Annotated in this window: 13 protein-coding genes and 1 tRNA gene; 6 read left to right on the top strand and 8 right to left on the bottom strand. The window is 67.8% G+C overall.

All coding sequences use genetic code 11. From position 1 onward, the window contains the following. The first annotated feature begins 19 nt into the window (after positions 1–19). Positions 20–586, top strand: a complete 567-nt coding sequence (def, locus tag B2869_RS12965; protein ID WP_292767287.1) for a peptide deformylase — start codon at positions 20–22, stop codon at positions 584–586. Positions 587–754: 168 nt separating this feature from the next. After that, complete coding sequence (locus B2869_RS12960) at positions 755–1,222, top strand: septum formation family protein (RefSeq protein WP_231479813.1); 468 nt, start codon at positions 755–757, stop codon at positions 1,220–1,222. Between the two features lie 60 nt (positions 1,223–1,282). Here B2869_RS12960 and B2869_RS12955 read toward each other — a convergent pair whose 3' ends face one another. Then, positions 1,283–2,701 (bottom strand): PucR family transcriptional regulator, encoded by a 1,419-nt coding sequence (locus B2869_RS12955; RefSeq protein WP_292767284.1) that lies wholly within the window; start codon positions 2,699–2,701, stop codon positions 1,283–1,285. Positions 2,702–2,814: 113 nt separating this feature from the next. Between B2869_RS12955 and B2869_RS12950 the strand changes: the two genes are divergently transcribed. Together B2869_RS12950 and B2869_RS12945 are read left to right on the top strand one after the other, a co-directional pair. Then, positions 2,815–3,912 carry an alcohol dehydrogenase catalytic domain-containing protein gene (locus tag B2869_RS12950; RefSeq protein WP_021200773.1) on the top strand — a complete coding sequence of 366 codons (1,098 nt, stop codon included), beginning with the start codon at positions 2,815–2,817 and terminating at the stop codon, positions 3,910–3,912. A 56-nt stretch (positions 3,913–3,968) separates the two neighbouring features. After that, positions 3,969–5,405, top strand: coding sequence for an APC family permease (locus tag B2869_RS12945; RefSeq protein WP_292767279.1), 1,437 nt, complete (start codon positions 3,969–3,971; stop codon positions 5,403–5,405). A gap of 159 nt (positions 5,406–5,564) precedes the next feature. On the opposite strand, the gene B2869_RS12940 is transcribed toward B2869_RS12945, so the two are convergent. The 5 genes from B2869_RS12940 to dusB form a co-directional block, all read right to left on the bottom strand. Continuing rightward, positions 5,565–5,640: transfer RNA gene (locus B2869_RS12940), tRNA-Asn, on the bottom strand. A 97-nt stretch (positions 5,641–5,737) separates the two neighbouring features. Then, on the bottom strand, positions 5,738–6,511 hold the full coding sequence (locus tag B2869_RS12935) for an ATP-binding cassette domain-containing protein (RefSeq protein ID WP_292767276.1): 774 nt from the start codon (positions 6,509–6,511) through the stop codon (positions 5,738–5,740). A gap of 36 nt (positions 6,512–6,547) precedes the next feature. Next, on the bottom strand, positions 6,548–8,407 hold the full coding sequence (dnaG, locus tag B2869_RS12930) for a DNA primase (RefSeq protein ID WP_292767273.1): 1,860 nt from the start codon (positions 8,405–8,407) through the stop codon (positions 6,548–6,550). After that, the gene (locus B2869_RS12925; protein ID WP_096359506.1) at positions 8,407–9,792 is read right to left on the bottom strand and encodes a deoxyguanosinetriphosphate triphosphohydrolase; all 1,386 of its coding nucleotides are present in this window, start codon (positions 9,790–9,792) and stop codon (positions 8,407–8,409) included. Before B2869_RS12925 ends, dnaG begins: the two co-directional genes overlap by 1 nt. Next, on the bottom strand, positions 9,782–10,936 hold the full coding sequence (gene dusB / locus B2869_RS12920; protein WP_021198588.1) for a tRNA dihydrouridine synthase DusB: 1,155 nt from the start codon (positions 10,934–10,936) through the stop codon (positions 9,782–9,784). Before dusB ends, B2869_RS12925 begins: the two co-directional genes overlap by 11 nt. Before the next feature lie 59 nt (positions 10,937–10,995). On the opposite strand from dusB, the gene B2869_RS12915 reads away from it, so the two are divergent. Next, positions 10,996–11,490: a glutathione peroxidase gene (locus tag B2869_RS12915; protein ID WP_021198587.1), complete on the top strand. Its 495-nt coding sequence runs from the start codon at positions 10,996–10,998 to the stop codon at positions 11,488–11,490. Positions 11,491–11,522: 32 nt separating this feature from the next. Here the strand turns inward: B2869_RS12915 and B2869_RS12910 are convergent, their stop codons facing one another. After that, positions 11,523–12,209, bottom strand: coding sequence for a DsbA family oxidoreductase (locus tag B2869_RS12910; RefSeq protein WP_292767264.1), 687 nt, complete (start codon positions 12,207–12,209; stop codon positions 11,523–11,525). A gap of 116 nt (positions 12,210–12,325) precedes the next feature. Between B2869_RS12910 and B2869_RS12905 the strand changes: the two genes are divergently transcribed. After that, the gene (locus tag B2869_RS12905) at positions 12,326–12,889 is read left to right on the top strand and encodes an AAA family ATPase (RefSeq protein WP_318391083.1); all 564 of its coding nucleotides are present in this window, start codon (positions 12,326–12,328) and stop codon (positions 12,887–12,889) included. On the opposite strand, the gene B2869_RS12900 is transcribed toward B2869_RS12905, so the two are convergent. Next, positions 12,829–13,521: isoprenyl transferase (locus B2869_RS12900; protein WP_292767261.1), on the bottom strand; the 693-nt coding region annotated here is incomplete at its 5' end. The genes B2869_RS12905 and B2869_RS12900 overlap by 61 nt on opposite strands.

Raw genomic sequence — 13,521 nt, 5'->3', positions numbered from 1 at the left:
CGCCGACTAGGGTTGTGACGTGGCTGTACTTCCGATTCGCATCATGGGCGACCCCGTCCTGCACTCCCCTGCTTCCCCCGTCGACGAGATCACGGAGGACATCCGCACCCTCGTGGCCGACATGTTCGAGACCATGGACACGGCGCCTGGAGTCGGCCTCGCCGCTCCACAGGTGGGCGTTCCCCTGCGGATCTACACCTACGCGTACGTCGATGACGACGACCAGCCCTGGCGTGGCGTTCTCATCAACCCCGTGCTCTGGATGGTGCCCCTCGAGCCCGGCGACCCGGACCCCGACCTCGAGTCCGAAGGCTGCCTCTCCTTCCCGGGCGAGCGGTTCCCGCTGCGGCGGTCGGAGCGGGTCCACGTGACGGCGACCGACCTGGAAGGCCAGCCGGTCTCGATCGACGTCGACGGCTGGCGCGCACGCATCATGCAGCATGAGTTCGATCATCTCGACGGCATCCTCTACGTCGATCGCCTCTCCGACGGCGACTGGAAGACAGCCCAGAAGATCGCCCGCAAGCGCGGTTGGGGCCGCCCGGGATCGAGCTGGATGCCCGGCGTCGACGATCTCGAAGGCTGAACCCCTCCCAGCCGAACCACAGGCTCTTCGAAGTTGCATCACAGACTCGCGTACGGCTAGCGTGTTCGCGGCGGGGGCTTTTCGCATGCCTCCACATCACGCTTCGGAGGGGAACCAATCATGATGAAGATGCGCACGCGACGCGCTCTGATGCTCGCAGGATCCGCAGTGGCACTCTCAGTCGCCCTGAGCGGCTGCAGCGCGCTCAACAGCCTTCTCGGCAGCGGCTCCGGCGACGCCAACCGCGATGAGGAGACCGGCCAGGTCACGGAGAGCGCGAACGTCGGCGTCTTCTCGGTGAAGCTGGGCGACTGCATGCTCGACACCGGCTCCGGCATGCTCACGGACGCCAACGTCCTCCCGTGCACCGACCCGCACGACCAGGAGGTGTACTACGAGATCACCATGCCCGACGGCGAGTTCTCCGACTCCGACGTCGACGCGGCGACGCAGGAGTGCATCGGCGATGCCTACACGACCTTCGTCGGTGTGGCCTACCAGGACTCCGCCCTCGACGTCACCACGCTCGTTCCCACCAAGGACTCCTGGGAGCAGAACAACGACCGCGTGATCCAGTGCATCATCTTCGATCCGGCCGGACAGACCACCGGATCGCTGGCCGGCGCCGCACGCTGACCGACCATCACCGAGGAGGGTCCCGCCAATCGGCGGGGCCCTCCTTCGTGCACGCGCGCATCAATCGTCAGAGGCACGTATCGCGAGCCAGGCGGCCACCCGGTCATCGGGATCGGCGAATGACAGCCCGATCAGGTCCTCGATCCGTCGGATGCGCGCTGCCAGAGTCTGCCGGTGGATGCGCAACCGCGTGGCGCTCTCGCCCCAGGCGCCGTTCGTGGCGAGGAACACGCGCAGGGTCTCGATGAGCTCGGTCCGCTGCTCGACGGCCCTCAGCGGATCGAGAAGCCGCGCGATCCTCTGCGTCTGGTCCGCATCCAACTGCCCGAGCACGAACGACACCGTCGGGATCGACGCATAGCGGACGACGCGCTCCCCTCCCGCGCGAGCCGTCTCGCAGGCTTGACGGGCTTCATCGACACTACGGGCGAGCGCATCCGTCGTGGCGGGCCGACCGAGCCCGAGATAGAGCGTCGAGGCGAAGGACCGCGCCCGATGCGCGATCTCCTCCGCATGTTCCTCGCGCACGACGCCGCGGATCAGACCACGCTGCGCGGCGAAGACATGCTCCGCCCCGAGCTCATCCAGCCACAGCGCCAGCAGATGCTCCACGTCCACGCCACTGGTGCGCGAGGTCAGGACGAATCCCACCAGGCTTCGTTCGTGCACGCCCCAGCGACGCAGGAGACGCGTCGCCTCCTCCCCTCCCTCGAGCACGGTCTCCAGCATCATGGATCGGCCGAGACGCTCGAGGTGGCTGCTGTCCCGCGTGCGCATCAGAAGATCGAGCAGTGCCGCGGCCTGCGAGCTGAGCTCCCTCCCCCGACCCGAGCTGTCGTTGCGGGGTGCGGTGACGAGTTGGGCGGTGATGTCCTGCCCCGGGCCGACCGGATGCACCTGGAGCGCGCGATGGCGCACGCGAACCGGGCGCCCCACGGCGACCGCCACGGCGTCGTCGATGTGCAGGCTTCCCGCTCCCGCAGTCGTGATCACCTCCCCGTGGCGGTCGAGGAGCACCGCCCATCCGTCGATCCGATGCGCGAGCTCGGCGATGACCCCCGTGATGCCGCTGCGGCGTGCGGCCAGGGTCAGCACCCGCATCGCCGAGGTGATCGCTCGGGCCTCGGCTGCCTGGTCGACGGCGAGCAGCGCCGTCAGCATCGGCGTCAGCAGCTCGCCCGACGTTCCTGCCCCGACGATCGCCGTGATGCCTCCGTCCTCGAGCAGACGTCGGAAAGAGGGCGTGTCCGCATCCGTGACGACGACCACGTCCCGGAGCAGGGCGACCCGCTCCGCATCGTCGGCGAGCCGGTCCAGTTGCCAAGCGTCGACGGTGACGAGAGTGGTGAAGAGACTGTCGGTCGGGGCGCCGAACACTTCGAGCGCGACGACGGAATTCACATGTCGCGAACTCGGAACGCGCCCGTGCAGCAGCTCCCCTTGGAGGTATCGCGCCACGGAGGCGACATCACGAGCCACCTCCTGATCATACAAAGTGTGAACACGTGCTCTGCAATCCACATATTTGTCGGATGCCTGCGGTCCCGCACTCTCCTAGCATCGTCGGCAGCCCCCTCCACCCGAAGGATGTCATGAAAGCTGTTGTCTTCCGCGATCCGCAGTCCCCGATCGAGTTCGTCGACGTCGACCTCGCCCCGCCGCGTGCAGGTGAGGTTCGAGTACGCATCGCCGCTGCCGGCGTGTGCCACTCCGACCTCCACGTCAAGCGCGGCGAATGGGATGCGGCCGCTCCCCTGGTCATGGGACACGAGGGTTCCGGTGTCGTGACCGAACTCGGTGAAGGTGTCACCACACTGGCCGTCGGCGATCACGTCGTCCTGAGCTGGGTGCCCCCGTGCGGTGAGTGCCGCTACTGTCGCGCCGGCCACGAGGCCCGCTGCCAGAAGGTCGCGACCGTGGTCGCTCCCCTCGGCGTGCTGTTCGACGGCACCTCGCGCCTCAGCCTCGACGGCGAACCGCTGCACCACTATCTCGGAGTCTCCTCGTTCGCGGAGGAGGTCGTCGTTCCCGCCTCGGGGGCCGTCAAGGTCCGTGACGATGCGCCGCTCGATGTCATCGCCGTCGTCGGCTGCGCGGTGGCCACGGGCGTCGGCGCCGTTCTCAACACGGCGGCGGTCGAGCCCGGTTCCACCGTCGTCGTGATCGGTTGCGGCGGCGTCGGCCTCAATGTCGTGCAGGGCGCGCGCCTGGCCGGCGCTGAACGCATCATCGCGATCGACGTGCGCCCGGAGAAGACGCAGATGGCGCTGCAGTTCGGCGCGACGGATCGCATCGATGCCTCGCTGGGCGACCCCGTCGCCCAGCTGCGCGAACTCATCCCGGACGGCGTGGACTACGCGTTCGACGCGATCGGCCGCACATCGACGACCGAGCAGTCGATCCAGATGCTCGGCCTCGGCGGTGCCGCCGTGATCGTCGGCCTCCCTCCCACGGGAGCCCGTGCCTCGTTCGAACCCCTCGTCCTCGCCGAGGCCGACCAGCGCATCCTGGGATCCAACTACGGCTCCGTGCGTCCCTCGATCGATGTCCCGGCGCTGGTGGACCGCTACATGGACGGCCAGCTCAAGATCGATCCGCTCATCTCCGGTCGACGCCCGCTCGCCGAGGCCGCTGCGGCGCTCGACGACCTCGAGACCGGCTCCGCGCTCCGCACGCTTCTCATCCCCTGACCGCACGCCACCCGCAGCCTCCACCCCATCCCCGGAAACCCGAATCCAGGAGAACCATGTCAGACACCGTCGTCGCCCCACCCGGCACGCCCACCGATGCCGGTCTTCGCACCGGCGTCATGAGCGGACCGGAACTCGCCGCCCAGGCCATCGCGAACATCGCCCCCAGCGCCGTCATCGCGTTCACCGCTGCGGCCATCTTCCTCGGTGCCGGCAACGGCACCATCTACGCCTTCGCACTCGCGACCATCGTCATCCTGTGCGTCGGTTACTGCGTTGTCGTGTTCGCCCGCAAGCACGCCTCTGCGGGATCGCTCTACACCTATGTCTCCAAGGGGCTCGGTCCGTTCGGCGCATTCCTCGCCGGCGTCACACTGCTGATCGGCTGCTTCGGCATCGCTGCGGCTTCGCTCAGCGGCTCCGTCAGTTACATGGCGCAGTTCCTCACCATGCTGGGCCTCCCCGCCCAGGGCCTCGGGTGGGACATCGGCCTCGCCGTCGTCCTCGGCGGCCTGGCGACGCTGTTCACGATCCGCGGGATCCGCCTGTCCGCCCGGGTCTCGCTCGTGCTGGAGCTCGTCTCGGTGGGAATCATCCTCGTTCTCCTCATCGCCGCGCTCGTGTGGGCCGGCCCCGCCGCGTGGGACCCCGCGCAGGTGCTCGCTTCCGGATCGTCGTTCCAGGGGGTCGCGTCCGGCATGGTCCTCGGCATCCTCGGTTTCGTCGGCTTCTCCTCCGCCGACGCGCTCGGTCGCGAGGCCAAGGAGCCGTACAAGGCCATCCCCCGCGCGATCATGTGGAGCGCCCTCGGTGTGGGGGTGCTGTACGTGTTCGCCGCCTACACCCAGATCACGGTACTCGGTGACGACCTCGCCACCTCGTCCAGTCCCCTGGAGAGCATGTCCGCACTGATCGGGATGCCCGGCTGGTTCGCGGCCGTGCTCACGTTCGGTGTCTCCGCGTCGTTCTTCGCCGTGGTCGTCGCTCCGCTCAACGTGATCGGTCGCATCGTGTACGTGATGGGCAAGGAGGGCGTCGTCGCCGAACGATTCGGACGCACCCACGAGCAGCATCTGACGCCGCACCGCGTCCTGATCATCGCCGGCGCTGCAGCCGTGGCGGTGGACATCGTGCTGCTGCTCTCGGGCGCCGTGACCGGCGAGATCCTCGTCTGGGTGAACACCTGGGGCACCTACGGCTACATGGTCGCCTACGCGCTCGTCGCGATCGCCTGTGTCGTCTACACGCAGCGCGCGAAGATGCGCAATGGACTCGTGAAGGTCTGCGCGACGGTCGCCGTCGTCACCATGGCCTACGTCTTCTTCGCGAACGTCTGGCCGGTGCCGGTCTTCCCCTACAACGTGATCCCCTACGTGTTCCTCGTGACGGTCGCCCTGGCCCTCACCCGGTACGCCTACCTGGCCCGCCGTCGGCCCGAGGTCATCGCCCGCATCGGCAACACCGAGACGAGCGCGATGGAGGGCGTCGGCTGATCCGACCTCCCTCGGACGAGAAGAGCCCCTTCCGATGAAGGGGCTCTTCTCGTACCTCGGCTGATCGACGTCGGCTCTTCGACGGTGCCTGCTCGACGGTGCCCGTTCGATGCACGGGAAAACGAGAGAAGCCCCCTCCGTGGAGGGGGCTTCTCTCGTTGGCTCCCCGGCTTGGACTCGAACCAAGAACCTGCCGGTTAACAGCCGGCTGCTCTGCCAATTGAGCTACCGAGGAATGTGCACCGCTGAGCGGGCAACTCGACAAGCTTAGCAAACTCCCGGACCTGTTCACGACACCGGGGCGCCGTTCGCGGATGCCGGGCGTGTCGGGGTCAGTGGCGCGAATCCGACTCCGCGTTCGGCACCCACAGCAGGTCCTTGCCCACGCCGCGCGCGACGACATGTCCGTTGCGGAGCATGAGCGTCTCGGCGTTCAGCTCGCGGATGAAGTCGGCGTCATTGGTGACGAGGAGAGCCGCCATCGACTGCTCCTTGCGACGACGGGTGATCGCATCGAACACGACCGGCCGCACCTCGAGGTCGAGATTCGCGAGCACCTCGTCGGCGATGAGCACCTTCGGCTCCAGGACGAACGACCGCGCGATCGCCACGCGCTGACGCATGCCGGCACTGAGCTCGTAGGGGAACTTCGCGGCTGTTCCGAGGGGAAGGTGCAGCTCGTCGAGCAGAGTGGCGACGCGGATCGAGAGCGCCTTCGTGTTCACCCGCCGCTCGCGCATGAGGATGGGCTCCGCGATCACCTCGTTCACGGTGAGTCGCGGCGGCAGATCGGCGCCGGCGCCCTGCGGTACGAATCCGGTGCGATAGGTGAGGATCCGATGCTTGCGACCCGGCCGACGCACGTCCACCCCGCACACCTCGGCGCGCCCGCCGACGACCTTGACCGAGGGATCGGTGGAACCGGCGAGAGCGGCGACCAGCGTCGATTTGCCCGAACCCGTGGGGCCCGCGACGCAGATGAGTCCGCCCGGCACAAGGGAGAAGGTGACGCCGTCGACGGCCCGAGTCGGGATCCCGTGTCCGATGCGGTCGATCACCAGATCGGAGCAATCGATCGCGTTCGTGGATTCGGGCCTGCGGGACATGACTCCATCCTGCCCTCTGGGCGATGCCGGTCCGCGTTACGACTCGGCGAAGCGCTGACGCTCTGCGTCGATGTCGCGCAGACGCATCCGCAGCGCGCGACCACCGTCGGAATCGGCGGGCACGCGCTGCACCGCACCGAGGAGCTCCTGCTTCTCGTGCTCGAGCTGGCGGAGCACGAGCCTGCGGGCGAGGTCGGCCACGGTGGCGACGGCTCGCTCTTCCGTCCGCTCCGGGAATGGAGTCATCAGCAGCTCCCCCGCGAGCGAGCGGTAGGGCTCGCGCACGCCGTTCACGGCCTCGGTCACCCAGCCGGCCCTGGTGCGGTCGGGAGCCGCGGCGACGGCCTCGCGCACGGCATCCAGTGCCGGGGTGCGGAACGGCGCCTCCAGAGCCCTGTTGAGGAGGGCCTGATCCACCTGGTGCCCGTACTGCAGGGCTCCCATCAGCGCATCGCGTTCGACCGCGACGTCGGGGCTTCGAGGCAGGGTCGCGAGAGTGACCGGAGCGACGAGGGGAGCACCGGTCACCGAGTCGATCTGCGGAGCCTCCCGACGAACCTGATGCGGTGCAGATCCCCCACGAGCCGCGCGTTCGACTTCACTGCGCACCTCGGTGGGATCCATCCCGAGCCGACGCGCCAGCACTCGCTCGTATCCCGGCCGGAGGAGCTGGTCACGGATCTCGGCCACGATCGGAGCCGCAGCCCGCAGAGCCCCGACCCGACCCTCGACCGTCGAGAGGTCGAAGCCACTCAGCTTGCGGTCGATCGCGAACTCGAACATCGGCTGCTTCGCGTCCATCAGTCCGCGAACCGCGGCGTCTCCGCGCTGAAGCCGCAGATCGCACGGGTCGAGGCCGTCGGGCGCGACGGCGACAAAGGTCTGCGCGTTGAAACGGTCGTCCTCCGTGAAGGCACGCAGCGCGGCCTTCTGCCCCGCCTCGTCACCGTCGAACGTGAAGACGACCTCACCGGATGCGTTGTCGTCACCCATCACCCGGCGCAGCACCTTGATGTGATCGGTGCCGAAGGCTGTTCCACATGTCGCGATCGCCGTCGTGAGACCGGCGAGGTGACAGGCCATCACGTCGGTGTATCCCTCGACCACGACCACACGGCGAGGGTCGCCGCGAGCGATGTCGCGCTTGGCGAGGTCGAGCCCGTACAGCACCTGCGCCTTCTTGTAGATGGGCGTCTCCGGGGTGTTCAGGTACTTGGGTCCCTGGTCGTCGTCGAAGAGCTTGCGCGCGCCGAATCCGATGGTCTGCCCCGAGACATCCCGGATCGGCCACACCAGACGCCCGCGGAAGCGGTCATAGACCCCGCGCTGCCCCGTGGAGACGAGACCGGCATTGCTCAGCTCCTCGCGGGTGAACCCCTGTGCGGTCAGCGCCTTGAGCATCCCGTCCCAGCCGCGCGGCGCGAAGCCGACTCCGAAATGCGCCGCAGCTCCGGCGTCGAATCCTCGCTCACCGAGAAAGCGCCGTCCGGCCTCCGCATCGGGGGTGAGCAGCTGTGCACGGAAGAACTCCGCCGCCGCGGTGTTCGCCGCGTACAGCCGGCTGCGGCCGCTCGTCTCGGGGGCTGCTCCCCCGTCTTCATAGTGCAGTGTGTACCCGATACGCCCGGCGAGACGCTCGACCGCTTCCGTGAAGCTGACGTGATCCATCTCCCGCAGGAAGGAGTAGACGTCCCCCGACTCCCCGCATCCGAAGCAGTGGTAGTACCCCACCTGCTGGCGCACATGGAAGCTCGGGCTCTTCTCATCGTGGAAAGGACACAGCCCCTTGAGCGAACCGACACCGGCCGACTTGAGAGCGACACGCTCCCCGATGATGTCGGCGATGTTCGTGCGCGCCTTCACCTCATCGACATCGGCCTGCCGGATCCGGGGCATCAGTGCGCCCTTTCGGCGACGGGCAGCCGCTCGGCGTGCGCCTGGGCGCCAGGGCGGGCGTGACGGGGAGTCCAGATCCCGACCTCGGCCGGATCGATCTCGCCGACGAGGCGGTTGTGCCAGTCGATCGCGCTCTGGTCGGTGAGGCTCGCGATCTGGTCCACCACAACTCTGGCGCGTTCGGCGTCGTTCTCCGCCGCGACGAAGTCCGCGGCGAACGCGGGCTCGAGCACATCGGACCCGGCGGACCACAGCGCGTCGGTCGACCAGAGGGCGTCGGCGAGTCTCTTCAGCACACGCCGCTGCTCCTTGTAGACGCCCTTGCGGGCTTCGATCGTGACGATCGCCTGCCCCATGATGCCCTTGAGCACGGCGATCTCGACCTCGATCACTCGCGGGACGACGACATGGGCGTTGTAGCGGACGAGTGCTGTCGTGCCGTAGGCCTCCGTGGTCGCGGAGACCGAGGCTCGGGCGAAGCGTCCGATCAGATCGCTCGTGAGGTTCTTGAGACGGGCCAGTGCCTGGCGGGAGCGGTCGAACGACGAGAGCCACATCGGCTGCGACGCGAGGCGGTAGAGCGCATCGGCGAGTTCATCGCGAGTGAAGTCATATCCCACCCACTGCTGGATCCGCCCGACGAGGGCGTCGTGCTGACGGGGGTCGGCGAGCTGAGCGACGTCGACATAGCCGTTCACGATGGCATCCTCGAAGTCGTGGACCGAGTACGCGATATCGTCGGAGAGATCCATGATCTCGGCTTCGATGCAGCGGAGACGCCCCGGCGCCCCTTCGCGCATCCAGCGGAAGACCGCCTCGTCCTCGGGGTACACCCCGAACTTCAGCCGACCGCCCGGGTCCGGCACCGGACTGTCGACCGTCCACGGGTACTTGCACGTGGCGTCGAGGCTGGCACGGGTCAGATTCAACCCCACGGAACGGTCGTCGTCGTCGAGGACCTTCGCCTCCAGCCGCGAGAGGATGCGCAGGGACTGGGCGTTCCCCTCGAAGCCCCCGATGGGCTCTGCCCACTCGTTGAGAGCTCGTTCGCCGTTGTGACCGAAGGGAGGATGCCCCAGGTCGTGGCTCAGGCACGCCGTGTCGACGACATCCGCCGAAACGCCGAGGGCGACAGCGAGTTCGCGCCCGACCTGAGCCACCTCGAGGGAATGCGTCAGACGGTTGCGGGCGAAATCCGCGGTGCTGGCGGGGCTGAGCACCTGCGTCTTCGCGGCGAGTCGGCGCAGCGCGGCGGAGTGCAGAACACGGGCACGATCGCGAGCGAAGTCGTTGCGCTCGGAACGATGGGTTTCGGCGAAGAAGCGTTCGGCGTCTCGCGCGTCGTAGCCGTCGGCGCGCAGGCCTGCCTTGGGGTCAACCGCCACTGTTCTCGATCTCCGCTCCACGCATCATCTCCGAGGTGTCGGATGCGATCTCCCGCGACTCCAACCACTTCTCCGGCAGGGCTGTGCGCTTCGGATGTCCTGCCCGACCGCGCTGCCCCTCGGCGTCCGCACCGGGATAGGGTGCCGTGTGATCGAGCCGGCCGAGGAGGTCGTCGATCTCGGCGAGGCTGGATGCCGTGGCGAGTCCGGTGCGGATGTCGCCCCCGACCGGGTAGCCCTTGAAGTACCAGGACACGTGCTTGCGGATATCCCGGCACCCGCGGTCCTCATCCTCGAAGAACTCGACCAGCAGCTCGGCGTGGCGACGGAAGGCGTTCGCGACGAAGCCGAGTGTCGCATCGACGGTCTTCCCCTCCCCACCGAAGGCCGTGGCCAGCTCGCCGAACAGCCACGGGCGTCCGAGGCAGCCACGCCCGACCACGACACCGTCGCAGTCGGTCTGCGCCATCATGCGCACGGCGTCGTCGGCCGACCAGATGTCGCCGTTGCCGAGCACCGGGATGCTCGTGACCGCCTGCTTCAGCTCGCCGATCGCATTCCAGTCCGCGAACCCCGAGTAGAACTCGCCAGCGGTCCTGGCGTGCAGCGCGACCGCGGCCGCCCCTGCATCTTCAGCCGCTCGCCCGGCATCGAGGAAGGTGAGGTGGTCTTTATCGATGCCCTTGCGCATCTTCACCGTGAGCGGGATGTCGCCTGCGGCTTTCACCGCCTGGTCGACGATGTCGGCGAACAGCTTCGACTTCCACGGCAGCGCCGCTCCCCCGCCGCGGCGCGTGACCTTCGGCACCGGGCAACCGAAGTTGAGGTCGATGTGGTCGGCGTGGTCCTCGGCGACGATGATGCGAACGGCCTCGGCGATGGTCTTCGGGTCGACGCCGTACAGCTGGATGGACCGTGGCGTCTCCGACTCGTGGTGGCGGATCAGTCGCATGGTGGTCTCGTTGCGCTCGACGAGAGCGCGCGAGGTGATCATCTCGCTGACGTACAGCCCGGCACCGTACTCACGGCACAGTCGCCGGAAGGCGGTGTTGGTGATCCCCGCCATGGGTGCGAGGACGACCGGCACGTCGAGATCGATCGGACCGATGCGAAGCGGGCGGGCAGGTGCGGTGGCGAGAGTCATGTCCCCTCTATTCTCCCAGACGCGGAGCCCAGGGGGATGCGGCGATCTAAGCTGTGAATATGACCGAATCCGCGCTCCGCACGATCCCGTTCACCGACGCGAAGGGCGAGGAGAAGACCCTCGACGATCTCGGCGCCGACGTGGTGCTGGTCGTGAACGTCGCCTCCAAATGCGGCCTGACGCCGCAGTACGAGCAGCTCGAGGAGCTGCAGCGTCTGTACGGCGACCGCGGGTTCACGGTCGTCGGCTTCCCGTGCAACCAGTTCTTCGGCCAGGAGCCCGGCTCGGTGGACGACATCCTCGAGTTCTGCTCGACGACGTACGGCGTCACGTTCCCGGTCAACGACAAGGTCAAGGTGAACGGCAAGAACGCCGCGGAGCTCTACAAGGCACTCAAGGAGACCCCCGACGCCGGCGGAAAAGCCGGACGGGTCGAGTGGAACTTCGAGAAGTTCCTCGTGCTGCCTGACGGGGACGTCCTGCGCTTCCGCCCGAAGCAGAAGCCGGACGCCCCCGAGATCGTCAGCGCCATCGAAGCCGCCCTTACCCGCTAGATCGAGCCGAGCGTCGGACCGGCACCGAACGGTCAGACGGCTGCCGTCTCCGTCCCGGCTTCTCCGCGCTTCGACCAGAGGTCGCGGAGCACGTTCTCGAACGCCGCCGGTGGCTGCGCCCCGCTGATGCCGTACTGGCCGTCGACGACGAAGAACGGCACACCCTGGATGCCGTAGGCACGGGCCTGGGCCTGATCCTGACGAACCGCCGGCAGGTACTGCTCGCTCTCGAGCGCCGCGCGAGCGCGATCTGCGTCGAGGCCGACCTCGGTCGCGAGCTCGACCAGGTCGTCGATACGGCCGACGTGCTTGCCTTCGGTGAAGTAGGCGGACATGAGCCGCTCCTCCAGCTCGTGCTGCAGGCCCTCGGCCTTCGCGAAGTGCAGCAGCTCATGAGCCTTGACCGTGTTGGTGTGCTGCAGCAGATCGAAGCGGTACTCGAGTCCCGCGTTCGCGGCGACACCGGTCACATTCGACAGCATCTGCTCGACCTGCTCGCGCGGCATGCCCTTGTGTCCGGCGAGGAAGTCGATCTCGTCGCCGTCGAAGTCGACGGGGGTGTCGGGCGAGAGCTCGAAGGAGTGGAAGGTGATGTTGACCTGCGGTGCGTCGTCGTCGGCGGCGACCGCTTCGAGACCCTTCTCGAGGTTGCGCTTGCCGATGTAGCACCAGGGGCAGGCGATGTCGGACCAGATGTCGATGGAGATGGGTTCAGTCACACTCCCATGCAACCGCATGCGCCTATGAGCTATTCCGAGGCAGCCACAGCCCGCGGGTAGGCTTCTCGGATGCTCTCCCCGACGACCCGCTGCCGTTCCGGCCGGAGCGGGTTCTGGTGGCGGGCGTCTCCGGCTCGGGAAAGACGACCCTGTCGCGGCGTATCGGCACGATGTGGAGCCTGCGCCACGTCGAGATCGACGGTCTGTTCCACGGACCGAACTGGACTCCTCGCCCCGAGTTCCTCGACGACGTGCGCGCCTTCGCGTCCGACGACCGTTGGATCACCGAGTGGCAGTACACGAGCAAGGGCACGGATGCGATCCTCACGCCGCGCGCGCAGCTCGCCGTCTGGCTGGACTATCCCCACCGCGTCGTGCGCGCCCGTCTGATCCGGCGCACGCTCGCCCGCGGCATCCTGCGACTCGAGCTCTGGAACGGGAACCGCGAGAAGGGACCGTGGAACCTGCTGAACCGCGATCCCGAGGAGAACATCCTCGCGTGGCAGACGGCGACGCTCCACAAATGGAGCGAGCGGTTTCCGGCCCTGCAGGAACACTTCCCCCACCTCGTCGTCGTGAGGCTGCGCCATCCGCGGGAAGCCGAGAGGTGGCTCCGGGCTCAGGCCGAGGCCTCCGGCGAGTCGATCGCGCCGCCGAAACGACGATCGCGCGACAGGTAGATACCGATGGCGCGCCACAACTCCTCACGCGAGAAATCGGGCCAGAGGGTGTCGAGGAACACCATCTCGGCGTAGGCCGACTCCCACAACAGGAAGTTCGAGGTGCGTTGCTCCCCCGAGCTGCGCAGGAACAGGTCGACGTCCGGCATGTCGGGCACATACAGGTTCCGGCGGATCATCTTCTCGGTGATCGCCTTCGGCTTCACCCGCCCGGTGGCGACGTCCTCGGCGATCGCCCGCATCGCATCGACGAGCTCCACCCTGCCGCCGTAGTTGACGCACATGGTGAGGGTGAGCACGTCGTTGCCGCGGGTGAGCTGCTCGGCGTGCTGGAGCTCCTTGATGACGCTTCCCCACAGACGCGGCTTGCGTCCGGCCCAGCGGATCCGCACGCCCCATTCGTTGAGCTGATCACGGCGTCGGTGCAGCACGTCGCGGTTGTACCCCATCAGGAAGCGGACCTCCTCGGGAGAGCGCGCCCAGTTCTCGGTCGAGAACGCGTACACGGAGAGATGCTTCACCCCGGCCTGGATCGCGCCGGCGACCACGTCGAGAAGCACCTCCTCCCCTGCCTTGTGACCTTCGATCCGGTTGAGACCCCGGCGGTTGGCCCAGCGGCCGTTGCCGTCCAT

It is taken from the genome of Microbacterium sp. UBA3486 (assembly GCF_002377845.1).
Classification (GTDB): domain Bacteria; phylum Actinomycetota; class Actinomycetes; order Actinomycetales; family Microbacteriaceae; genus Microbacterium; species Microbacterium maritypicum_A.
The sequence above is the reverse complement of the archived record's forward strand: the minus strand, read 5'-3'. Positions and strand labels throughout refer to the sequence as shown.